This is a genomic window from Bacillus sp. 7705b (assembly GCF_002289525.1).
GTDB lineage: Bacteria > Bacillota > Bacilli > Bacillales > Bacillaceae > Bacillus > Bacillus halotolerans.
Genome location: NZ_NSDH01000042.1, coordinates 16,125 through 39,159 on the forward strand (window position 1 = coordinate 16,125; position 23,035 = coordinate 39,159).

The window sequence follows — 23,035 nt, forward strand, 5'->3', positions numbered from 1 at the left end:
TTTCTTGATGAAGCGGCCATATGTCGTTAGAAGTATTCATAAAGAAAGGAATTTGCCGTAATGACTCATACAGTACCTAAAACCATGAAAGCAGCTATTATGCATAACACAAGAGAAATCAGAATAGAAACATTGCCTGTACCTGACATCAGTCAGGATGAAGTGTTGATTAAGGTGATGGCTGTCGGGATTTGCGGATCGGATCTGCATTACTATGCAAACGGCAGAATAGGCAATTATGTAGTGGAAAAGCCATTTATCCTCGGACATGAGTGCGCGGGAGAAATCGCGGCTGTCGGCTCGTCTGTTGATCAATTCAAAGTCGGTGACCGCGTCGCTGTTGAACCTGGTGTTACGTGCGGACGCTGTGAAGCGTGCAAAGAAGGGCGTTATAACCTTTGTCCGGATGTACAGTTTTTGGCCACACCGCCGGTAGACGGCGCGTTTGTACAATATATCAAAATCAGACAGGACTTTGTTTTCTCAATTCCAGATTCACTTTCCTATGAGGATGCTGCCTTGATTGAACCGTTTTCTGTCGGTATCCATGCAGCGATGAGAACGAAGCTTCAGCCTGGATCAACGATTGCGATCATGGGAATGGGCCCTGTTGGATTAATGGCTGTTGCAGCCGCTAAAGCATTTGGAGCCAGTACAATCATTGTGACCGACTTAGAGCCGCTGCGGTTAAATGCCGCGAAAAAAATGGGAGCTACTCATGTGATTAATATCCGTGAACAAGATGCTCTTGAAGAAATTAAAAAAATCACAAATGATAGAGGCGTTGACGTTGCTTGGGAAACAGCGGGGAATCCTGCGGCACTGCAATCTGCATTGGCTTCTGTACGACGCGGCGGAAAGCTTGCGATTGTCGGTTTGCCTTCTCAGAATGAAATTCCGCTAAATGTGCCATTTATCGCAGACAATGAGATTGATATATACGGCATCTTCCGTTATGCCAATACGTATCCAAAAGGAATTGAATTCGTTGCTTCGGGTATTGTTGACACCAAACACCTTGTGACGGATCAATATGCGCTGGAGCATACGCAAGAGGCGATGGAGCGGGCACTGCAATTTAAGAATGAATGTTTAAAAGTGATGGTTTATCCGAATAGCTGAGTGAACAGGGAGAATCTCGTATTCTCCCTCTTATTTACTGGATTTGTATTCAATATTGAAAACGGATTCTTGGGGTGGAAAAGATGATTCAAACAGAAAAAGCAACGGTAATGAAGGCGAAACATCAAACAAAATCCAGTGCCGGTCTGTCCTGGCTTGAACGAATCGGATACGGCTTCGGTGATATGTCGTATAATATTGTGTTTCAATTTGTAAACGCATACCTGCTGTTTTATTACACGGACATCGGCGGCATACAGCCTGCGGTCATCGCTACATTATTTCTTGTTGTGCGGGTGCTGGATGCTATTTTTGACCCGATTATGGGGGTTATTTTAGATAAAACGAACACAAGGTGGGGAAAGGCAAGGCCTTATCTGCTGTGGGTTGCATTTCCTTTCGCATTATTTACTGTCCTGTGTTTCACCACGCCTCACTTTGGAGCAACGGGAAACATCGTATATGCGTATATTACCTATATTCTGCTCGGCATGTCCTTTAGTATGCAAACGATTCCGGTGAACAGCTTAACGGGACGGATGACGAATTCTGTAAAAGAAAGGACGGTATTAACAACAACTCGTATGATCTTGGTTTATGTCGGAATCCTTCTATCCATCTCCTGCGCAACACCGCTTGCAGCAGCTTTGGGAGGAGAGAACCAGGCATTTGGGTTTCAAATGACAGCTCTCGTCTATGCCATTGTTAGCATCGCTTTGAACCTCTTTAGTTTCTTTACTGTGCGTGAGCGGATTGCGCCTAAGAAAACAAAGAAACAGGGAATGAAAAAGACGTTATCTGTTTTGTTTCAAAACAAACCTTTGCTGATTCTAACGTCATCATTTTTAGCTTTTGCAATCGGGTTTAATATTAAAATCAGTACAATGGTGTACTACTTTACGTATAACGTGAATCAAAAGGAATTGGTGTTCTTTGGAACCGTTTTATTTTTTGGCGCAGCCCTCATCAGTAACTTGTTTATTCCATACTTTTCTGAGAAGTGGGGCAGGAAAAATGTGATGGTCATATCGGCTGTTTTGTCACTGATCTCGTATGCAGGTCTGCATTTTACGGCGTATTCTTCGGTGACGCTCATTTTCATCTGGCTATTTGCTTCAGGGTTCTTTACAACCCCTTTAAATACGCTTGCTTGGGGAATGGTTGCCGATTGTGTTGATTATGCGGAATGGAAGACAGGGGTTCGTGCCGACGGAGTGGTGATTTCCAGTATGAGTTTTATCAATAAGTTAGGTGTTGCACTGGCCGGTTCGTTTTCTGCCATCTATTTAGGAATCGCAGGATATGTGGCGAATACTGATCAAACCGTGACGTCACTGAATGCGATTAAACATATGAATGCCTTAATTCCGGGACTATTTATTTTACTCTCTATCATCCTCATAGCCTTTTATCCTTTAACTGAAAAAAGATATAAACAGATCATCACCGAGCTTGAGAAGAAATCCAGGTAAGTGAATATATTTAATGTTTCTAATATTCGATGTAAAAGGTTGTATTTATGACTGAAAGTAATATACTGAGACTGTAATCTAGAATATGTAAAAAGAGTGTGATAACATGCGAAGTCAATCTGTTGTTTGTATTGGGGAGTTATTGATCGATTTCTTTTGTACCGATGTGGACGTTGATTTAAAGAAAGGGCGTCAATTTTTAAAAAGTGCCGGCGGTGCACCGGCAAATGTGTCAGCGGCGATTGCCAAGCTGGGAGGGGACGCTGCTTTCGCAGGAAAAGTAGGGAAGGATCCCTTTGGGTATTTTCTGAAGCAAACGTTAGATGCTGTTCATGTGGATACCTCTATGCTGGTGATGGATGAGAAAGCACCTACAACGCTTGCTTTTGTTTCATTAAAGAATAATGGAGAGCGCGATTTTGTTTTCAATAGGGGCGCGGATGCTCTGTTTACGATCGAAGATGTCGATCAGGATAAAATGAATCAAGCGAAAATCCTTCATTTTGGCTCAGCGACGGCATTGTTATCTGATCCATTTTGTACAGCCTATTTACGGCTTATGTCCATTGCGAAGGATAAAGGGCAATTTCTTTCATTTGATCCTAACTATCGAGGGGATTTATGGAAGGGAAGAGTCTCTGAGTTTGTTAGTGCTGCAAAAAGAGCCATTGCTTTAAGTGATTTTGTTAAGGTGAGTGACGAGGAGCTGGAGATCATCACTGGTGCGAAGGATCATGAAGAGGGCGTCAATATTCTCCATGGTATCGGAGCCGAGATGGTTGCCGTGACCCTTGGGAAAAACGGAACATTGCTGTCTAATGGCAAGGAACATGAAATCATTCCGAGTATTCCTGTCACTTCGATTGATTCTACTGGAGCGGGAGACGCTTTTGTCGGAGCGGCTTTGTTCAAATTAGCTGGTACAGATAAGATTCAATCGGTAGAAACTGATTTTGAACAGCTGCGTGATATCGTGTCTTTTGCCAATAAGGTGGGCGCTCTTGTCTGCACCAAAATTGGAGCGATTGATGCACTGCCGCGTATGGAAGAGATTGAAGCTTCTTTATCTTTGTAATAAAAATAGAGGATGTTTCTTAAAAGTCTTTTTGACTTTTGGGAGGCATCCTCTTTTTTACCCCTTACTCTTGTGCAGGCCACTTACGCGCACCCGCTTGAACAATGCCCAAAAGCAATTGCCGCCGTTCTTTTAAAGATTTTACCGCTGTTCGAAATGTTTGCTCCGATAGGGTTGGTATGCCGCAATCCCTTAGCTTCAAGAGGTTGGGCTCCGGCGGTTCTTGTTCAGCCGGATGGATATATGCTGTATGAACGGTGTCTAAGTAGTTTTTGACACTGGAGCGCGCTTCTTTTATGTGCAGCTGATTCGGAAGGTACTGCTTAGGAATGCCATATGTCAAAATGGTTAACGCTTCATCCAGTACAGTGACTGCAATGACGGAAGATTCCTCGCGCTGTGTGCTATGGTAAAAATGTAGAATGGGGAAGGCGTTATGCTGAGCGGTCAGCTTTCCCAGCTCTGAAGAAAATGTGACGAGAAGCAAATCCATGTCGTGAAAATGTCTTCCGTTCCACGCAGTTTGGACAATCGCTGTTCCGTTATGCCCAAGACTCAGTACACTCTGGGCGAATGAGCGCTTTTGATTAACCGCACTCAAGACAGAAATCAAATACGTGACAGAAAAAGTAATCGTAAGCAGACCTTCAGCTGTAGCACCGACTGTCACAAGCTTCCAAAGGGCACCGTTCGGTGTAAGGTCGCCATTTCCTAATGTAAACATCACATATCCAGAAAAATAAGCCCGGTCTGACCAGGAGGCTGGTTCTTTACTTTGAGTAACTACGAGAGAGTGAGGATCACTTGAGAAGATAAAAGTCCAGCCGCTCCAAAATAAACCGATCCACACCAATAATGTCATGCATAACAGCAGCGGCCCTGCCGTACTGAGAACCTTTGCGTGATCTCCGCTGATCTTACGGAAGCCTTTCCACAGCCATGCAGACAAACATCTTGTGATCGGACCGGCTCCGCTCTCAAGCCATAATGTTGTCCATATAAAATCAATCATCCCCGCTGCCAACAATAAAATTCCTGCAAAGATATAAATCTCATTCAATTTTATTGCCTCCTCCTATTCAATAAGAGCCAGCCATTTAGCCATCTTTATTTTCCTCTTCTATTTCCTTTTGTCTTGAATCTGAAACAAACATTTGAATGTTTGAGCAGCGAATCATGCAGAGAAGATTTGTATAGGGGAAGTTACCCAACACTTACTCATTTTGATGAAGACAGAAATGAAACAAAAATTCACAGATAATACATACTGATTCCACATTTCCGGCAAGGAAAAAGTTCAATTTCCCCTTGAAGTGGTCATTTTACTGACATGAAGTTAAGGAATTTTCAGAAATTTATATTGACTGAAAGCGTTTTTGAAATTATGATAATATCAGAAGTGACAAATATATCACTATGAAATTACTATAACAACACTACAAAGTGACTATAATATGACAATTCATTAAGTCGAACACCAAAAATATACCCATTGTTGTTTAGTAATAAATGAAATCGCTTCCAAATCAATTGACTTCAACACATGCTGAAAAGAAGGGAAGGTTATAAAGCCAGTGAAAAAAGACATTTTGAACTTTTTTCTGCGGCCTGCTCACGGCATTTGAGGAAGGCGGCACCCTAGAATACGTTTTTGAAATACGCAGTGACCGATTTTGAAAAAGACTGGGGGAAACGGTATGAATACAAAAGGCAGTCAAATGTCATTTTTACGCACAATTATTTTAGTTTCGACTTTCGGCGGGCTTCTCTTCGGTTATGATACCGGGGTATTAAATGGAGCTTTACCATATATGGGTGAGCCTGATCAGCTTAATCTTAATGCTTTCACAGAGGGGCTCGTCACCAGTTCTCTTCTTTTTGGAGCTGCACTTGGAGCTGTGCTTGGCGGAAGAATGTCTGATTTTAACGGACGCCGTAAAAATATTCTTTTCCTCGCCATTATATTTTTTATCTCAACGATTGGGTGTACACTGGCTCCAAACGTAACAATCATGATCATCTCCCGTTTTGTGCTTGGAATTGCCGTGGGGGGCGCATCAGTGACGGTGCCTGCTTATTTAGCGGAAATGTCACCAGTGGAAAGCAGAGGACGGATGGTGACCCAGAATGAATTAATGATTGTATCCGGACAGCTATTGGCCTTTGTTTTTAATGCCATCCTCGGGACGACAATGGGAGACAGCTCCAATGTATGGAGATTTATGCTCGTGATAGCGTCTCTTCCGGCCGTATTCCTGTTCTTTGGAATGATCAGAATGCCTGAGAGTCCTCGCTGGCTTGTTTCAAAAGGAAGGAATGAAGATGCTTTAGGGGTTTTGAAGAAAATCAGGGACGAAAAACGCGCTGCTTCTGAGCTGGCTGAAATTGAATCCGCTTTCAAAAGAGAGGATAAGCTTGAGAAAGCTACGTTTAAAGATCTTGCAGTGCCGTGGGTGCGCCGAATTGTATTCATAGGAATCGGAATTGCGATTGTACAGCAAATTACGGGTGTAAACTCCATCATGTATTATGGCACTGAAATTTTAAGAGATTCCGGATTTCAAACGGAAGCAGCGCTGATCGGGAATATTGCCAATGGTGTGATCTCCGTCCTGGCTACGTTCGTCGGAATTTGGCTGCTCGGTAAAGTCGGTCGCCGGCCGATGCTGATTACAGGGCTGATCGGAACGACAACGGCATTGCTGCTGATCGGGATATTTTCACTTGTGCTGGAAGGATCGCCTGCGCTTCCATATGTGGTTCTGTCATTAACGGTTTCGTTCCTGGCGTTTCAGCAGGGTGCGATTTCACCAGTGACATGGCTGATGCTTTCAGAAATTTTCCCGCTGCGCCTTCGCGGTCTGGGAATGGGTGTTACGGTATTCTGCTTGTGGATGGTCAATTTCGCAGTCAGTCTGACTTTCCCTATTTTGATGGCAGGCATTGGGTTATCAACAACGTTCTTCATCTTCGTTGCGCTGGGAATTTGCTCGATTCTGTTTGTGAACAAGTTTTTACCGGAAACAAAAGGTCTTTCGCTTGAGCAGCTTGAGGAAAGCTTCCGTGCTCATGATCGCAGTGAGGTTAAAGAAGAGTCCGGCGCTGAAGTGATTGGCTAAGTGGAATAAAAAGAATCCGCACTTGAATGCGGATTCTTTTTTTGTATGTTTAGTTTGGTCTGACAAGAATTTTCACTTGGTTTTTCTCTTTGATCAGAGCTCCGAAGCCTTCTTCGATTAAATCGTCTAAGACAATCTTTTTCGTAACGAGTTTATCGGCTGAGAAATAGCCTTCTTTCATTAATGACAATACAGCTGGGAATACGTCACGGTACCCGATGATTCCTTTCACTGTACGCTCTTTGATTACGATATCGTTCGGATGAATTTCAGCGCCTTTTTCCCAGATGCTGACGATCACTGTCTCACCGGCGATTGTTGTAGATTGGATCGCTTGGCGCAAAACGACTGGAACCCCGGTTACTTCAAAGGCTACGTCAACGCCGCCTCCTGTAAGGTCTGCGATATGTGCCACTACATCGTCTGTTTTGGACGGATCCACAATAATGGCGCCGAGCTCCTCAGCTTTTTGCTGGCGCTCAGGTGAGAGCTCAACAGCATATATTTCAGTAGCACCCGCAGCTTTCAGCGCTTCAATGACAAGCAGTCCGATCGGGCCGCAGCCGAATACAGCCGCTTTGTCACCGGCTTTGATTTTGCTTGAGCGGACAGCGTATAAAGCGACCGCAGAAGGTTCAACGAGTGCGCCTTGTTCATATGATAATTCCTCAGGAAGTTTGAATAACAGCTCTTCATCTACAGAAACGTATTCAGAGAATCCGCCGCCGCCTCCGGCTAACCCGAGGAATCCCATTTGTTCATCAAGGTTGTACGCACCCTGATGTCCGTGTGTTGCAAAAATCGGTTCCACAACGACTCGGTCTCCGACTTTATAGTTTTCAACGCCTTCCCCGACTTCAACAACTTCACCGGAGAATTCATGCCCCATTGTGACAGGTGCTGTTTCTTTTGTTAAAGGATGGGGTTTGTCCACCGGGATAAAGATCGGGCCTCCTAAATACTCGTGTAAATCACTGCCGCAGATGCCGCACCATTTGACTTTGATCTTGACTTTTCCCGGTTCCGCTTTTGGCTCTTCAATATTTTCAATACGGATATCCTTTTGGTTATGCCATCTAGCTGCCTTCATGGATTACCACTCCTATATCTTTTGATATGAGTAATTCCGCACCGATCAATATGAACTGTTCACAAAATCGCCATTTTTTAAAACCAAAAAAAGATAAAACTTATATATAATATAATCTACGTTTTTTGAAATAAGAAACTTTGAAGAAAAAAGAGTCTCGCACACTCTTTTTTCTTTATGATGAGAGAGTATGATTGGTTTACATAACTATGAATTTGGCTTGAACAATACGGTAATGGTTCGTTCATATTGAATGCGACAACTACTCTATCAACAATTATAACGCTAATGCTGTCATTATAATAGGATAATCTTCCATGGTTTATTTTAGCAGAGGAGATTTTTTTCGACTTTGTAACATTACTGTAAGGATATTGAAATAAAAAATCCTTGATTGATCGTGTATAATTTTTCCTAGATGTTAACAAACAGGGGGACGAAATGTTGAAGAAAGTCATTTTAGCCGCTTTTATCTTAGTAGGAAGTACTTTGGGAGCTTTCAGTTTTTCAGCAGATGCCAGTGCAAAACATGTGAACGGAAATATTACTTGGTATAACGGAGTTGGGAAAAAAGGCTCTTCAGGTAAAAAACTTGGACATTGGGACTGTGCGACAAAGATCGGATTTGACGTGCCTAGAAATGGGACAAAAATCAGAGCTTATGCTAAAGCGAAGCCTAAAAAGGTGATTACGGTTTATAAAAATGATGTTGGCAGAATGCCTCATGCAGTGCTGGATGTAAGCCCTAAAGCTTTTAAAGCGCTGGGATACCCATTAAGCAAAGGAAAAGTAGCGGGACATTACAGCTATTAATACATAGTTTAAATCTGTAAAGCAAGAAGTCGCATTCTTGCTTTTTCTATTGGTGGAGATAAGAGATGAAAAAAGGAATCGTTTTATTGGCAATCGTCGTTGTTTTGGCGGCAGCTGCGGGTATTATGTTTTATTCTTTTAAAGATAAAGGCAGTGAGAGTGCCGCCGATGTTTCCGTGAACACGGAGAACAGTGAGAAGCTTCTGGTTTCGATTACCGATACCGATCTTCTGACGAAGTATTATGAAAATGATAAGGTGATCCACGAGGCGAAGCTGACCAGCTATCCGGCATTTGCCTTGGACCAAGAGCAGCAGGCGCTCTATTATACAAGCAATAACGATCAAAATGAGATGAGGCTTTTTAAGCTTGATCTTAAGTCTGATAAGAAAACTATGCTTTATAAAGGTCCGGAAAGCGCGGACAGCTTGTTTTTATCAAAGGATCGCTCAAAAATCTATTTTCGTTTAGGGAAAGCGGACGAAAGCAATTTTCGTATCGCATCCTTTGATTTGAAAACGAAGAAGTACAAAAACCTGTATCCTGCCGCTAATGACCAGGATGACAGCGTCAGCAGCTTCTTTTATAACCAAAAAACAGATTCATTTGCATTGCTTCATTATTCTGTAGAAGAAGATTACAAAAAAACGGATGAAGCCAATGAGAAGGGAATCGATCCTGAACCGACAAAGATTCATTTTTCAGCCGGTCATGAAAGCGGCCTTCATGAGCTTAAGAGCCTGGAGCAGTTTATCAGTGATATTGCTGTTTCTGATGACGATAAACGTATTCTGTTTACGTCATATACACAAAAAGGAACGGAGCAAACGGCTTCTATTCAAATGCTGAATACAGACACGAAAACCTATGAAAAAATCATTTCAAACCAGAAAACATTTAAGCTGTTAATTGACGCGCAGCCGCAGTTCTCCAAGGACGGAAAGAAGATTTATTTCCTTGCCGAAGCCAAGGGGGCTAAAAAGCTGAAGGACGAAACAGGGCGTGAAGCCAAGGTTCGGACAATTTATTCTTATGACCTTGATACGAAGACGTTCAAAAAAGTATGGGAAAATCCGAATGGCATCATCAACAGCTTTTCTGTCATCAACTGAAAAAATCACTCAGCAAATGCTGAGTGATTTTTTTAATGGACGAGGTGCAGGGCAAATGATCCGAGCCATTTAAAGAAACGGATGATCGGTATTGACCAATTCATAAGTTCCGCACATGAGTTAATAGCCAAATTCAACTTTTTGACTGAAGCTCGTTTCTTCAGGTCAGCCTGCTGTTGGTTTTTGATCACATCATCACCCCTAATATCCATATTATACCATAATAGAAAGTGAAAAAGCCCGAAACGTTTACAGTTTTGGGCTTCATTATCTCGGCCTCTCGTCAAATCGGGAGGCCGTGCTATTGGATATAAAATTCGTATCTCTGATCGAGGATTGTTTGCTGATAGAGACTGCTTTTAAAAAAGGGAAGAGCTAACTTGTTTTCGTTTGGCTGTTGTTTTGGAGATTCACTAATGAACGGATGCCGTCGACCATTTTACTTCCGCACAAAGGGCACAATGGCGTGTCACTGCTGGCGAAGTTTTTTCTGGTCCAGCCGTTGCAGTCTTCTTTTGTGCATTCCCAAGTACTCACATCTTCCTTTGGCAGCGGTTCTTGATTTCGTTTGTTATAGTAAGACATAAAGTCACTTCTTCCCTCATGTATTTTACTGCACATTTCTTATTGTCTCATACTTTGCCCTAATCTCCTAATTCCTTTTTCTTTATGACTTTCCAATCTGCTCATCTAAAAAGGACAGGAGCGTGCTGTTGAAAGCATCCGGTTCTTCTAAAAACGGACAATGGCTGCTCTTAGAAAATGTAACGAGCTTTGCGTTTGGAATATGCTCACGCAGGTGTTCTCCGGCTTCTATTGAGAAAAATTTGCGGTCTTCTCCGAAGCATAACAATGTCGGCACATGAACGTTTTGAATGGTTTCGCGATAATCAGCTGCCGTTTGATTAAATAAAATCGTACTTGAAATGGCTGTCGGCTGTTTCAGAATTTCGGCAAGCATCCATTCTGTTTCTGTTGATGCTGGCGGCTCTGCGAACATATTATTGATGAAGCTTTTGTAGAATGAAAGCGGCTCAGTTTGAATAGCGTGCATCGCTGTTTTCAAGCCGTCAAAGTCAAACGGGCCGTGTCCCCAGCCGTCCCATTGGTAGTCAGAAGCCGATTGATCGACGATAACAGCGGCTCGTATGTTATCATTCCCAAATTGATTGATATAATCCCATACCACGAAAGCGCCCATTGACCAGCCAACAAGGACGGCAGGCTTAAGCTCCATCGCACACATAAATTCCTTGATATCACGGGCGTATTGGGAAATGGTGTGTCCATGAAGAACTTTGTCGGATTCGCCGTGCCCTCTAAGGTCGAGACGAATACATTGATAATTGGCAGATAGCGCTGAAAGTTGTTTGTGGAAAAATTGTCCGCTCATAAGCACGCCGTGTATAAATAGGATCGGTGTCCCGCTCCCGTGAGTTTCGTAGTATAGGCGGGTCTGATCGTCTAATGTGATATATGGCATGTTTTCTCCTCCTTTAGTTTCCGTCATGTGAATGAATGGCTGATGAACTGATGATCACAGCTGTCGCGGCTGCCTGCTGTGCTTGGATGGCCGTTTCAATTGCTGTGTATAGGCCTGATTCCATCAGCAGATTTTTCTCCATATACTCGCTGAGATATAAGCTGACAGCAATTTTGAAGTTCATATCCTTTTCCCATTTAAATGCTTTTTCTTGGTTCAGCTCATGAGTGATGCCTAAAACGGTTTTGATGTCCGGCTCTTCCAAGAATGTGAGAAGGGCGAGATCGGGATAATGAAAATCTTTTGGCTTTTTATGAGATTCAGTAATGGATTGAAAGATCAGTTTGCATTGGGAAACAAGGGTTTCAGGGTCTTTTTCACTTTGCAGGGCAAGAATATGGCTGACGTGTTGTAAGTATTGGCCTTTTTTAAAGCCATTAGCGGACAGCAGCTGATAACATGTTTCTGCCTTGTTCAGCGCCCGCAAACCATTTTCGTTTTGGGCAAGCAATACGGCAAGCGGAACATTTTGAGTTGAAGTGAGGAAATAGTGATTTTTCTTCATCTGCTGATAAACAGAGAGCCCCATGTTCATCTGTTCTCTTTGGTTTATCGTTTCGGTCTTGCCGGTGAGCATGATCAGAGCGGAAAGGTACGTGAAAATATCCCGTTTATATCCAAGCTTCACCATTTGGCTGTACACATCGATGAAAGTAAGAAACGCTTGCTTCGCCTCATGCTGAAAATGAATATCCAGAATTGAAGCGACAGTAAAGCGGTGGTGAGAATTGAGTGTTGAGAAGCTGCCGATGTTTGATTTTATATAGCTGCTTAAATCGTAAAAGCGCTGAAAATCAAAATCTCTTTTATTCACAATATATGCAGAGGAGATGAGCATTAATATCTGATTATGAGCAACTTTCCACCTTAATTTTGATTTTAATTCGTCATAAATTGAAATGTATTGATTTGTTTTATCTTTGAGATCGTTTGTCAGCATAAAAAGCCGCTCCTTTCTTCGCTGTTTCTAAGTTATACGATTTATGGAAGAAAAAAGTTTCATAGATAAAAAAACCTGCCTGCAGCAGGCAAGTTTTTTGGGCCTTATTTATGGGGGTCAATCACATCCATCGGTCTCATCATGTCATAGTCTTCATGCTCAAGAATGTGGCAATGCCATACGTACCGCCCAGTGTATGGCCCGAATGTTACGGCGATTCTCAGGACTTCACCGGCGTGGGACTGAACCGTGTCTTTCCAGCCTTTTTCACTTGGTGGCGGCGGAACGGCGGGTCCGGTGTAGGCCAGTTCTCCGCGCTCTTCAAAACGGGCTGTATCAAATGGGCGCCGGTCCAATACACGGAAGGAGACCAAATGAAGATGGATGGGATGTGTTCCGCGTGTCGGATTGATGATCGACCATATTTCGGTAGAACCGGCTTTCGGTGCTTCAGTGACAGGATCGTGCCAGCGTTTGTTGTTAAGAAGAAGAACGGGTCTGCCGTATTGATCTTGAGTTCCTGCCAGCTTCAATGTTCGGAGGTTTTGTATTCTTTCGTGCTGTACTGAAGGGTAAGATGCCAGGTATTTTGGCTTTCTGCTTTCGTCTTTTTGGGCTAACGGTTTTGTGACTCTGAATTGCATGATGTTTGCGTCTGTTTCCGGATTAACGTCGCCGCCGCAGCCCTCGCTGTTTGCTAAAATAATCGATTGTCCTTCAAACGCGGCGAAGTCAATGAGGATATCAAAGCGCTCAGCTGGCGCGATACTGAAAGAGTTTAGCTTGACGGAGCGCGGCAAAAGTCCGCCGTCAGAACCGATCTGGATAAATTCTCCGCCATTATCAAGTGACAGGTTATATGTTCTCGTATTAGAGGCATTGATGACGCGGAAACGGTATTTTCTCGGTTCGACCTCCATGTATGGCCATGCCTTCCCGTTGACGAGAATTGTATCTCCGCAAAAGGCTGGAACGATTGACGGATTAGGCAGTGACGGTGAAGGGTTTTCCGGTCCGCTCGGATAAAATAAAGAGCCATCTTCATTAATCGTACGGTCCGTGATCAAAAGCGGCACATCGTATTCACCTGATGGGAGCTTTAGACGTTTTTCCTTTGGTTCATGGATGATATAAGCACCGATGAGCCCGGCATACACATTCAGCCTCGTGAGCGCCATAGCATGATCGTGATACCATAAAATAGCTCCGCGCTGCTGATTTGGATAATGGTAAACCTCTCGTTTAAAATAAGGGCCTGTTTGTTCAAAGTCTTTAGAAAACCAGGCCTCAGGATAACCGTCGCTGTCATCTGGAGTGACGCCGCCGTGTAAATGAACGACGGTTTTCACCTCGGGTTCGGCATGCTGGCTGTCACTGTGATGAATGGTGTGATCAATCGGAAGAAAATGCTCTGAAGGAAGGTTATTCATCCATTTCACATAAACGTTTTCATTTCTTTTGGCCTTAATGGTGGGACCGGGGAATAAACCGTTATAGCCCCACAAGCGGGTTGGAGGGAGATCGCGGTGAAGCTGATGGTAGCATTCCTCCATGGTTACTTCGTAGTATGTGCTATCTTTTGACTGCTGTACCGGCTTTAGTGTATCTGGGATTGGGAGAGCATCCGCAAATTTTTCAAGTGTCATTTTCATCTGTCCTTATCTAAATATTCCCTAATTGGTACTATAGTTAATGACATTAAGGACGTGAAGGTGACAAAAAAATCCTGCCGTTAAGGCAGGATATCGGGCTGCTGCTGAGTGACCGGTTTGGCTGATGCTTTTTCAGTCACCTTGCGTTTTCTGAACACAAGATAAGAAAGCAATACAATGCCTGTGATAAAGCCTGTCAGCAGCAGTTCATCTCTCATAGATTCAATAAATGCCATGGATACTAAAATACCGCAGATGGCAATAATGGTCAGGTAGGTTAAGAACGGGAAGAACCACATCTTGATTTTCAATGCTTCCGGGTTTGTTTTTTCGAGGCTTTTTCTCATTCTCAGCTGGGAAACAGCGATAACAAGATAAACGAGCAGGGCGATTGCGCCTGATGAGTTGACTAAAAATAAAAAGACGGTGTCAGGTGAAAAGTAATTCATTACGACCGCGATATAAGAGAAAAATGTTCCGGCGACAATTGCTTGTACGGGAACTCCTTTTTTGCTCAGTTTCATAAAGCGGCGCGGCGCTTCGTTTCTTTCTGCGAGTGAATACAGCATTCTGGATGTGGTGTACAAACCTGAATTCAGGCAAGAAAGTACAGCTGTGAGGACGATAAAGTTCATAATTTGCGCGGCTGCCGGCACTCCAATATGTTCGAGAACAGCGACGAAAGGGCTTTCTAAAATATTCGCTGAGTTCCAAGGCAGAAGCGCAACGACAACGGCGATTGAACCAACGTAAAAGACAATGATGCGCCATACAACGGATCGGGTCGCTTTTGTTACAGATTGGACCGGGTTTGATGTTTCACCGGCAGCAATCGCAACAATTTCCGTTCCCATAAAGGAGAAGATCACGACAACAATTCCGAGCAATACAGAGCCTATGCCTTCCGGGAAAAATCCGCCTTGGCCCGTAATATTTGCGAAACCGACTGGATCACTGCCTGGGGCGAAGCCAAAAATAAATGCAAAACCAACGATTAAGAATGCGATGATTGTAACAACTTTAATGAGGGAGAACCAATATTCAAACTCACCAAATGATTTAACAGAGTAGATGTTTGTCAGTGTGAGTAAAATCGTCAAAATTAAGCTCGTCATCCACAGCGGAATATCGTGGAACCAGTATTGGATAATGCCTGCTCCCGCGATTGCTTCAATAGCGATGACAATAACCCAGAAAAACCAGTAGAGCCAGCCGATTGCAAATCCTGCCCACGGACCGATAGCGTCATGAGCGTATTGGGAGAATGATCCGCTTGTCGGATTTACAGCCGACATTTCACCAAGCATTCGCATGATAAAGATGACCAATAATCCGGCTAATGCATAAGAGACAATGGCACCGGGCCCGGTCGAGTGAATGACTGAACCGCTGCCAACAAATAATCCGGCTCCGATGACGCCGGCGATAGAAATCATCGTCATATGTCGGGTCTTTAATTCTTTTTTTAATCCTGATTGAGACTGGTTCATATGTTACCTCCTTGAAAATTAGAGTTGTTACTGAATATTATGATAATTGAAACTGTAACATAAATATACATTTTGTCGAAAATTTATGTCAGAAAATATAACAGTTTATTTCAAATTTGTAGGGTTTTGTTTGCTGTTTTGGGAGTGAATATGTTCGAAATAAAAGAAAAAATTTTCCGTCAATTACCCGTTTTTTTGATTTGTTATATTTTTGAAAAAGTGTTGGATGGCTAGAAGTATTGGTATCATTGGATTTGAAACACTTTTTACAAATGAAAATAATTTGCATTGAGTAAAAATTGTTCTATCGTCACTATTTTTCTGTGGTGAGTGAATCATGTTTCTATAGACCCACTGCGGGTCAGCTTTGTATCATAATGATAGGAAAACATGAGCGGAGAGGAGGTTTTTTATGGAGAGATATGATGAACTGAAAAAGGGAGAATCCGGGGCGCTGGTCAGTATTGCCGCGTATCTTGTGCTGTCCGCGATTAAGCTGATCATCGGCTATGTATTTCACTCGGAAGCTCTTACGGCAGACGGGCTAAATAACACAACAGACATTATTGCTTCTGTTGCTGTGCTGATCGGTCTCCGCATCTCTCAAAAGCCTCCTGACGAAGATCATCCATACGGCCACTTTCGGGCGGAAACAATTGCATCACTTATCGCATCGTTTATTATGATGGTTGTCGGCCTGCAAGTGCTTTTCAGCGCCGGTGAATCTATTTTTTCTGTGAAAGAAGAAACACCGGATATGATTGCGGCTTGGACGGCTGCAGGCGGGGCAGTCATGATGCTGATTGTCTATCAGTACAACAAAAGGCTTGCCAAAAAGGTGAACAGCCAAGCGCTGCTTGCGGCGGCGGCTGATAATAAATCGGACGCATTCGTCAGTGTCGGCACGTTTATCGGTATTTTGGCCGCGCAATTCCATCTTGCATGGATTGATACGGTGACTGCATTTGTCATCGGCCTTCTCATTTGCAAAACGGCATGGGATATTTTTAAGGAATCATCGCATTCATTGACTGATGGCTTTGACGTAAAGGACATGTCCGATTATAAACAGACGATCGAAAAAATCTCCGGTGTCAGCCGGTTAAAAGACATCAAGGCGAGATATTTGGGCAGCTCTGTGCACGTAGATGTAGTGGTTGAAGTGTCATCAGAGTTAAATATTACAGAAAGCCATGATATTGCGAATGAAATTGAGCGGAGAATGAAGGAGGAGCATGCGATTGATTATTCGCATGTTCATATGGAGCCTTTGCAAAACAAATAACTGGGTAATGAGAGCTTCCTGTCATGGGAGGCTTTTTTGTTTGAATGCTCTGTATGTATTGGCAGTAATTTGCTAGAATCGTTTTTTTATACAGGTCGTTTTTTGTGGTAAAGTTAGGTTACTATATGATGATTTTTGTAGATGACTAGGAGGAAGAGAATGTCATACCAAGAAGACCTGCATCCTTTGCTGGGAAAAGCAGTTGAACATATTGATAAAGTAATGGTTGGAAAACGGGACATCGCAAAACTCAGCTTAGCAGCTATTCTTGCCAAAGGACATGTGCTGCTTGAGGATGTGCCGGGCGTAGGGAAAACGATGATGGTTCGCGCTCTGGCGAAATCGATCGGCGCAGATTTTAAACGAATTCAATTCACACCGGATTTGCTGCCCTCCGATGTAACGGGTGTTTCTATTTATAATGCGAAAACAATGGAGTTCGAATACCGGCCGGGCCCGATTATGGGGAATATCGTGCTGGCTGACGAAATCAACCGAACATCCCCTAAAACACAGTCTGCCTTGCTTGAAGCGATGGAAGAGGGAAGCGTCACGGTAGATGGCAACACAATGCCGCTTGCCGCTCCATTTTTTGTTATGGCAACGCAAAACCCTGTGGAATATGAAGGGACATATCCTTTGCCGGAAGCCCAGCTTGACCGTTTTTTATTTAAACTTCGCATGGGCTATCCGTCCTTTGAAGAGGAATTGGATGTCTTATCTCTTCAGGAAAAAAGCCATCCGATTGAGACACTCGAGCCTGTGATTTCAAAAGAAGATTTCATCCGCCTGCAGAGAGAAGTGCAGGATGTCCGTGCTGATGACAGCATGAAGGAATATATTGTCGAAATCGTGCAAAAGACGAGACAGCATGCCTCTGTTCACTTAGGCGTCAGTCCGCGCGGATCCATCGCTCTTATGAAAGCGGCCCAGGCATTTGCGCTGCTTCATGACCGCGATTATGTCATTCCGGATGATATTCAATATCTTGCCCCTTATACACTGCCGCACCGGATGCTCCTGCAGCCGGAAGCAAAATTTGAAGGGATCCAGGCAGAAACAATCATACGGGAGATCATGTCTGGCGTGAAAGTTCCGGTTCAAAGGTCGTCGGTCCGCTGATGAAAAAGAAATTTCAATGGTTGATGTACGGGTGGAAACTGCTCGTATTAACGTTATTGACGGGTGCTGTTTTCTCTTATGCAATGTTTCAGGGCGGCTTTGTCAGCTGGTTTTTGTTTTATTCATTTCTCCCTTTTGTTGTATACGCCGGGCTGCTGGCGATGTACCCGCTCCGCTCCTTTCAGGTGTCGCGGCATATCGTCAAAACGCAATTGCATGCGGGAGACAGGCTGGAAGCTTCGATTACGCTTAAAAGAAAACTGCCGTTTCCCCTGATGTATATGGTAATTGAAGATTGTCTGCCGTCAGGGTTAGAGCCATTAAACGGAGATGAAGCTTTGGCCAAACAGCTGGTATTCCCGTGGTTCAAACGGAGCATCACGATGTCATATCAAATAACGCCAGTACCGCGTGGAGAGCATCATTTTCATGCCGTCAGGGTGCGGACCGGGGATGTCCTCGGACTGATTGAAAAAACGGCGTTTTATGGGGCAGACGATGCGGTGTTTGTTTACCCGTTCTTTCAGCCTCTTCAATATCAGCTGAATGAGCGATATCAGGAAGATGGCGTAAGCGGGGCATCACCTGTTCATCAGCACCATTCTTCTGTCGCAGCGAGTGTAAGGAACTATCAGCCGGGTGACCGTTTTGCGGCGTTAGACTGGAAGACTTCGGCGAGACGGAGCCAGCTGATGACGAAGGAATTTGAACCGTCGAGAAGCAAAAACCTGTTTCTTCTGATGGACCGTTTTAGCTCTGACGCATTCGAAGAGGTCGTTTCCGTGACAGCTTCGATTCTTCATTCTGTTTTGAAAAATGGCGCAGGAGCAGGTCTGGCTTCAGTCGGAAAGGAAAGGTCCATTTTTCCGATTCAGGAGGGAGAGCGGCATTTTAAACACATGCTCCATCACTTAGCCGTTTGTGATTGTGATGCTGCTGACCGCGTAAGCCGTTTTGCGGCTGAGGAGCTTGGGAAGCCGTCTGTTCGCCAGGCTGATAAAGTGATTGTCACGGGACAGATCACGGAGGATTTGATGAAAACGTCAGAAGCAGGGATCGGTCCGGTTACCATTATACTGGCAAAAGAGAAAGACGCCGATCTTTCCCAAGGTGAGCATATGATGATCGAACGCATGCTGAAACACCAAATCAGAGTTCAAATCATGAGAGGCGGCCGAGCTTCGCGTGTTGTTTAGAAAGAGAGGTGACGGTGTACATGCCGCTTGATGACCAGAAGGGAAGCCGTTTGAGCTTGCTGTTATTTTATTTTCTGGCTTTTTTATTGCTGTGGGAGTGGCTCAGGCCGCTGGACCATTTTACAGACACGAAGCATACAGGCTTTTTTATTGTCTTTATCGGCTTGACGTTTCTGCTGACTTTTTTCAGGATGAGGTGGTTTGTCACCGTTCCTTTTTGTGTCTTATTTACATTCATTTCGATACACATTCTGTTTTACCAAGGGTCTATTTTTGACTTAAGCTGGGTCAGCTCTTTTTTACAGGATGTCTATTTGAATATCACGTTTATTCAGACAGGACAATGGGATAATATGATTCCTTCTTTTCGGACCCTGCTGTTTTTTGTGCTGCTGTGGCTGCTGGTCTATCTCCTTCATTACTGGGTGATTTACCAGAGGAGGATCTTATTTTTCTTTATGATGACAGTGGCGTATATTACGATTCTTGATACATTTACGCCTTATGACGCCGCTTACGCTGTTATCCGTATCGTGCTGATTGGCTTCTTTATGCTGGGCCTTCTGTATTTGGAACGCATTAAGCTGATGGAACGAATAACGTTACCGAAAGCGGCTGTTCTGAAATGGTTTCTCCCCCTGTCTGTGCTGATTTTGGCCGCGGTGGGATTTGGGCTTGCTGCGCCGAAATCAGATCCGAATTGGCCGGATCCCGTTCCTTTTCTCAAAAAAGTCACCAATCATGATCGTGTGCCGGCAGGAGAAAGCAAAATCGGATACGGGAATCACGATGAATCGCTTGGCGGTCCGTTTCAGCAGGACGCTACCCCTGTTTTCACGTGGCAGGGAAAAGAGCGCACATATTTCCGCGTGGAAACAAAGGATACGTATACGGGAAAAGGCTGGATTGAAACAGACACGGGCATGTCGTATCAGCTTAGCGGAGGCAACGTTGAAAATCTGTGGTTTGATCATAAGGTTTCCACAGAGCGGAACACTGTACGTGTGAAGGTCGATGAGCATTATGGATATAACCATGTAATGTATCCGATTGGTGCGCAAAATATTAAGCCTAAGCAGGCTGTCTCGCTTGAAATGAACGGGAACACTGAACAAATTTCTCCGATCAGTGAGCAGGCCGGTGATATTCGGAACATGGGCAGTTATACAGTGACGTACAACTCCCCGGTCTATAAACAGGATGAGCTGAAAAAGGTGAAAGTGAGACAAAACAGTGAGGAGTACACATTCAGCGACCGCTATATGCAGCTGCCGGATACTCTGCCTGAGCGGGTTAGAACGCTAGCGATCAAGCTGACTCAGGATCACGATAATATGTTTGATAAGGTCAAAGCTGTTGAGGATTATTTAGGATCAAACGAGTTCACCTATGAAACAGAAAACGTCACCATCCCTAAAGATGATGAAGATTATGTGGATCAATTTCTGTTTGAAACAAAGATGGGCTATTGTGATAACTTTTCGTCCTCGATGGTGGTGCTCCTGCGTTCGGCCGGCATTCCGGCACGCTGGGTAAAAGGATATACGTCTGGTGAATATAAAGAAGCGGGGAACAAAAACGGCAGCATCTATGAAGTGACAAATAACAACGCCCATTCCTGGGTAGAGGTGTATTTTCCAGAGCAGGGATGGGTCACTTTTGAGCCGACAAAAGGGTTCACAAATCCGGCTGAGTTTGCTTCCTCCGATACAAAGGATTCCGGCAGCGAAAGCAGCAGCTCGCCTGAGAAAGCAAAAGAGGAACAGAAAGAAAAGAGAAAACAGCCGGAGAAAGAGCAAAAACAAAAGGAAAAACGTGAGCCTGCCGTTTCCAAAAAAACGCCGTCTGCGCATGCAAGCGTTGGAGCAGGCTGGTATGCCGCCATGGTTGCGGTTCTTTTGACAGCGGTTTTGCTTTATGTTTTCCGTTCGTTATGGCTTCCTGTTTTCACAGTGAGAAAATTGAAGCACCGCAGTGATCAGCATGTGTTTTTTGAGGCATACGGCGCGCTCCTGAAACAGATGAAAAGAAGAGGCCTGCCTAAACGTGACAGCGAAACGCTGCGGGAGTATGCAAAACGAATCAACGAAACATATCATTCTGAAGACATGTTAAAGCTGACAGCAAACTATGAACGGGCGCTGTACAGAAATGACGATTCGGCAAAGCTTTGGAATGATTCCAGAGAGTTATGGGAAAATTTAATTAAAAGAAGATGGTCTTGACCGCTTATCGACGTGTTGTTAGAATTAGTGAATATTATCGGAGTCTGGGAGCGAGTTGCCTGACTCCGGCAAACGGCCTTGCCAAAGAGGGCGGAGCGTGTTTCATATCTGTCCTCGTTTTTTTCTGTGTCAAAAAACTTAGAGGAGATTAGGTGACAACCATGACAAAGTTAGTGAATGAAATGATTCTTGTCCTTGATTTCGGCAGTCAGTACAATCAGCTGATTACACGCCGCATCCGTGAATTTGGTGTATACAGTGAGCTGCATCCGCATACATTGACGGCTGAAGAAATTAAAGAAATGAATCCAAAAGGAATTATTTTATCCGGCGGTCCGAACAGTGTATATGATGAAGGCTCTTTCCGCTGTGACGAGAAAATCTTCGAATTAGATGTTCCTGTATTGGGAATTTGCTACGGCATGCAGCTGATGACTCATTACCTTGGAGGTAAAGTAGAAGCTGCCAGCCAGCGTGAATACGGCAAAGCGAACATCCACATCGAAGGAACACCTGATTTGTTCAAAGATCTTCCGAATGAACAAGTGGTTTGGATGAGCCACGGTGACTTGGTTGTAGAAGTGCCTGAAGGTTTCACTGTTGATGCGACAAGCCATCACTGTCCGAACTCAGCGATGAGCAAAGCGGATAAAAAATGGTACGGCGTTCAGTTCCACCCGGAAGTGCGCCATTCTGAATACGGCAATGACCTTCTGAAAAACTTTGTATTCGGCGTTTGCGAATGCGAAGGCGAATGGTCAATGGAGAACTTTATCGAAATCGAAATGCAAAAAATCCGTGAAACGGTCGGAGACAAACAGGTTCTTTGCGCGCTAAGCGGCGGCGTTGATTCCTCTGTTGTTGCTGTTTTGATTCATAAAGCGATCGGCGACCAGCTGACTTGTATCTTTGTAGACCATGGTCTTCTCCGTAAAGGCGAAGCTGAGGGTGTTATGAAAACATTCAGCGAAGGCTTTAACATGAACGTGATTAAAGTAGACGCACAAGATCGATTCTTAGATAAATTAAAAGGCGTTTCTGATCCTGAGCAAAAACGCAAAATCATCGGTAATGAATTCATTTACGTATTCGATGATGAAGCGGACAAGCTCAAAGGCATCGACTACCTTGCACAAGGTACGCTTTACACAGATATCATCGAGAGCGGTACAGCAACGGCGCAAACGATCAAATCTCACCACAATGTCGGCGGGCTTCCTGAAGACATGCAGTTTGAGCTGATCGAGCCGTTAAACACGCTCTTCAAAGACGAAGTGCGCGCGCTTGGCACAGAGCTCGGCATTCCGGATGAAATCGTGTGGCGCCAGCCGTTCCCAGGACCGGGACTCGGAATCCGCGTTCTTGGCGAAGTAACAGAAGAAAAACTGGAAATCGTTCGTGAATCAGATGCAATCTTGCGTGAAGAAATTGCAAATCACGGCTTAGAGCGTGATATCTGGCAATACTTCACTGTTCTTCCTGACATCCGCAGCGTTGGTGTTATGGGTGATGCAAGAACATATGATTACACAATCGGAATCCGCGCCGTTACATCAATCGACGGCATGACTTCTGACTGGGCGCGTATCCCATGGGATGTGCTTGAAGTCATTTCGACACGTATCGTAAACGAAGTGAAGCACATCAACCGCGTGGTGTACGATATTACAAGTAAGCCGCCTGCGACGATTGAGTGGGAATAAGTAAATACCTAAGAAAAACGTCCCTTTATAAAAGGGGCGTTTTTTTGTTAACTTTTTGAAACCGTTTTGGCAGTTC

19 protein-coding genes are annotated in these 23,035 nt (G+C 44.1%); 11 read left to right on the top strand and 8 right to left on the bottom strand.

Going from position 1 to position 23,035, the window contains the following annotated elements:
• Positions 1 to 60 precede the first annotated feature (60 nt).
• The 3 genes from gutB to CJU60_RS16325 all read left to right on the top strand — a co-directional run bounded on the left by gutB (position 61) and on the right by CJU60_RS16325 (position 3,669).
• Positions 61 to 1,122, top strand: a complete 1,062-nt coding sequence (gene gutB, locus CJU60_RS16315; RefSeq protein WP_095714317.1) for a sorbitol dehydrogenase — start codon at positions 61 to 63, stop codon at positions 1,120 to 1,122.
• A gap of 83 nt (positions 1,123 to 1,205) precedes the next feature.
• Positions 1,206 to 2,594, top strand: coding sequence for a glycoside-pentoside-hexuronide (GPH):cation symporter (locus CJU60_RS16320; protein WP_095714318.1), 1,389 nt, complete (start codon positions 1,206 to 1,208; stop codon positions 2,592 to 2,594).
• A 106-nt stretch (positions 2,595 to 2,700) separates the two neighbouring features.
• Positions 2,701 to 3,669 (top strand): carbohydrate kinase family protein, encoded by a 969-nt coding sequence (locus CJU60_RS16325; protein WP_095714319.1) that lies wholly within the window; start codon positions 2,701 to 2,703, stop codon positions 3,667 to 3,669.
• A gap of 64 nt (positions 3,670 to 3,733) precedes the next feature.
• Here CJU60_RS16325 and CJU60_RS16330 read toward each other — a convergent pair whose 3' ends face one another.
• The gene (locus CJU60_RS16330; RefSeq protein WP_095714320.1) at positions 3,734 to 4,729 is read right to left on the bottom strand and encodes a potassium channel family protein; all 996 of its coding nucleotides are present in this window, start codon (positions 4,727 to 4,729) and stop codon (positions 3,734 to 3,736) included.
• A 637-nt stretch (positions 4,730 to 5,366) separates the two neighbouring features.
• On the opposite strand from CJU60_RS16330, the gene CJU60_RS16335 reads away from it, so the two are divergent.
• Entirely contained in the window at positions 5,367 to 6,788 is a 1,422-nt protein-coding gene (locus CJU60_RS16335) for a sugar porter family MFS transporter (protein ID WP_095714321.1), read from the top strand.
• 49 nt (positions 6,789 to 6,837) lie between these two features.
• Here CJU60_RS16335 and bdhA read toward each other — a convergent pair whose 3' ends face one another.
• Complete coding sequence (bdhA, locus tag CJU60_RS16340; protein WP_024120423.1) at positions 6,838 to 7,878, bottom strand: (R,R)-butanediol dehydrogenase; 1,041 nt, start codon at positions 7,876 to 7,878, stop codon at positions 6,838 to 6,840.
• Positions 7,879 to 8,319: 441 nt separating this feature from the next.
• On the opposite strand from bdhA, the gene walM reads away from it, so the two are divergent.
• Both walM and CJU60_RS16350 read left to right on the top strand, forming a co-directional pair.
• Positions 8,320 to 8,691 (top strand): cell wall metabolism protein WalM, encoded by a 372-nt coding sequence (gene walM / locus CJU60_RS16345; RefSeq protein WP_081638245.1) that lies wholly within the window; start codon positions 8,320 to 8,322, stop codon positions 8,689 to 8,691.
• Positions 8,692 to 8,756: 65 nt separating this feature from the next.
• Positions 8,757 to 9,803 (top strand): PD40 domain-containing protein, encoded by a 1,047-nt coding sequence (locus tag CJU60_RS16350; protein WP_095714322.1) that lies wholly within the window; start codon positions 8,757 to 8,759, stop codon positions 9,801 to 9,803.
• A gap of 32 nt (positions 9,804 to 9,835) precedes the next feature.
• Here the strand turns inward: CJU60_RS16350 and CJU60_RS21615 are convergent, their stop codons facing one another.
• From CJU60_RS21615 to gabP, 6 genes are all read right to left on the bottom strand, one after another.
• Complete coding sequence (locus CJU60_RS21615; protein ID WP_038954158.1) at positions 9,836 to 9,994, bottom strand: hypothetical protein; 159 nt, start codon at positions 9,992 to 9,994, stop codon at positions 9,836 to 9,838.
• A gap of 184 nt (positions 9,995 to 10,178) precedes the next feature.
• Complete coding sequence (locus CJU60_RS16360) at positions 10,179 to 10,388, bottom strand: cold-shock protein (RefSeq protein ID WP_003234008.1); 210 nt, start codon at positions 10,386 to 10,388, stop codon at positions 10,179 to 10,181.
• An 82-nt stretch (positions 10,389 to 10,470) separates the two neighbouring features.
• Positions 10,471 to 11,286, bottom strand: coding sequence for an alpha/beta fold hydrolase (locus CJU60_RS16365; RefSeq protein WP_095714323.1), 816 nt, complete (start codon positions 11,284 to 11,286; stop codon positions 10,471 to 10,473).
• A gap of 13 nt (positions 11,287 to 11,299) precedes the next feature.
• Positions 11,300 to 12,286 (bottom strand): DUF4003 family protein, encoded by a 987-nt coding sequence (locus CJU60_RS16370; protein ID WP_095714324.1) that lies wholly within the window; start codon positions 12,284 to 12,286, stop codon positions 11,300 to 11,302.
• A gap of 104 nt (positions 12,287 to 12,390) precedes the next feature.
• Positions 12,391 to 13,932, bottom strand: a complete 1,542-nt coding sequence (cotA, locus tag CJU60_RS16375; RefSeq protein WP_095714325.1) for an outer spore coat copper-dependent laccase CotA — start codon at positions 13,930 to 13,932, stop codon at positions 12,391 to 12,393.
• An 86-nt stretch (positions 13,933 to 14,018) separates the two neighbouring features.
• Entirely contained in the window at positions 14,019 to 15,428 is a 1,410-nt protein-coding gene (gene gabP, locus CJU60_RS16380) for a GABA permease (RefSeq protein ID WP_059293380.1), read from the bottom strand.
• Between the two features lie 412 nt (positions 15,429 to 15,840).
• On the opposite strand from gabP, the gene mneS reads away from it, so the two are divergent.
• The 5 genes from mneS to guaA all read left to right on the top strand — a co-directional run bounded on the left by mneS (position 15,841) and on the right by guaA (position 22,959).
• On the top strand, positions 15,841 to 16,713 hold the full coding sequence (gene mneS, locus CJU60_RS16390) for a manganese transporter MneS (protein WP_024120430.1): 873 nt from the start codon (positions 15,841 to 15,843) through the stop codon (positions 16,711 to 16,713).
• Positions 16,714 to 16,872: 159 nt separating this feature from the next.
• The gene (locus CJU60_RS16395) at positions 16,873 to 17,835 is read left to right on the top strand and encodes an AAA family ATPase (protein WP_024120431.1); all 963 of its coding nucleotides are present in this window, start codon (positions 16,873 to 16,875) and stop codon (positions 17,833 to 17,835) included.
• Positions 17,835 to 19,031: a DUF58 domain-containing protein gene (locus CJU60_RS16400; RefSeq protein ID WP_095714326.1), complete on the top strand. Its 1,197-nt coding sequence runs from the start codon at positions 17,835 to 17,837 to the stop codon at positions 19,029 to 19,031. The genes CJU60_RS16395 and CJU60_RS16400 overlap by 1 nt, the downstream gene beginning before the upstream one ends.
• Positions 19,032 to 19,051: 20 nt before the next feature.
• Positions 19,052 to 21,256, top strand: a complete 2,205-nt coding sequence (locus CJU60_RS16405; RefSeq protein ID WP_095714327.1) for a DUF4129 domain-containing transglutaminase family protein — start codon at positions 19,052 to 19,054, stop codon at positions 21,254 to 21,256.
• A gap of 161 nt (positions 21,257 to 21,417) precedes the next feature.
• Complete coding sequence (guaA, locus tag CJU60_RS16410) at positions 21,418 to 22,959, top strand: glutamine-hydrolyzing GMP synthase (RefSeq protein WP_095714385.1); 1,542 nt, start codon at positions 21,418 to 21,420, stop codon at positions 22,957 to 22,959.
• Positions 22,960 to 23,035: the final 76 nt, after the last annotated feature.

Coding starts and splice junctions, on each gene's coding strand:
- cotA (WP_095714325.1), bottom strand. CDS start 13,932: ATGACACTTGAAAAATTTGCGGATGCTCTCCCAATCCCAGATACACTA.
- CJU60_RS16370 (WP_095714324.1), bottom strand. CDS start 12,286: ATGCTGACAAACGATCTCAAAGATAAAACAAATCAATACATTTCAATT.
- gabP (WP_059293380.1), bottom strand. CDS start 15,428: ATGAACCAGTCTCAATCAGGATTAAAAAAAGAATTAAAGACCCGACAT.
- CJU60_RS16335 (WP_095714321.1), top strand. CDS start 5,367: ATGAATACAAAAGGCAGTCAAATGTCATTTTTACGCACAATTATTTTA.
- guaA (WP_095714385.1), top strand. CDS start 21,418: ATGACAAAGTTAGTGAATGAAATGATTCTTGTCCTTGATTTCGGCAGT.
- CJU60_RS16395 (WP_024120431.1), top strand. CDS start 16,873: ATGTCATACCAAGAAGACCTGCATCCTTTGCTGGGAAAAGCAGTTGAA.
- CJU60_RS16360 (WP_003234008.1), bottom strand. CDS start 10,388: ATGTCTTACTATAACAAACGAAATCAAGAACCGCTGCCAAAGGAAGAT.
- CJU60_RS16365 (WP_095714323.1), bottom strand. CDS start 11,286: ATGCCATATATCACATTAGACGATCAGACCCGCCTATACTACGAAACT.
- walM (WP_081638245.1), top strand. CDS start 8,320: ATGTTGAAGAAAGTCATTTTAGCCGCTTTTATCTTAGTAGGAAGTACT.
- CJU60_RS16405 (WP_095714327.1), top strand. CDS start 19,052: ATGCCGCTTGATGACCAGAAGGGAAGCCGTTTGAGCTTGCTGTTATTT.
- CJU60_RS16350 (WP_095714322.1), top strand. CDS start 8,757: ATGAAAAAAGGAATCGTTTTATTGGCAATCGTCGTTGTTTTGGCGGCA.
- gutB (WP_095714317.1), top strand. CDS start 61: ATGACTCATACAGTACCTAAAACCATGAAAGCAGCTATTATGCATAAC.
- CJU60_RS16325 (WP_095714319.1), top strand. CDS start 2,701: ATGCGAAGTCAATCTGTTGTTTGTATTGGGGAGTTATTGATCGATTTC.
- mneS (WP_024120430.1), top strand. CDS start 15,841: ATGGAGAGATATGATGAACTGAAAAAGGGAGAATCCGGGGCGCTGGTC.
- bdhA (WP_024120423.1), bottom strand. CDS start 7,878: ATGAAGGCAGCTAGATGGCATAACCAAAAGGATATCCGTATTGAAAAT.
- CJU60_RS16400 (WP_095714326.1), top strand. CDS start 17,835: ATGAAAAAGAAATTTCAATGGTTGATGTACGGGTGGAAACTGCTCGTA.
- CJU60_RS16320 (WP_095714318.1), top strand. CDS start 1,206: ATGATTCAAACAGAAAAAGCAACGGTAATGAAGGCGAAACATCAAACA.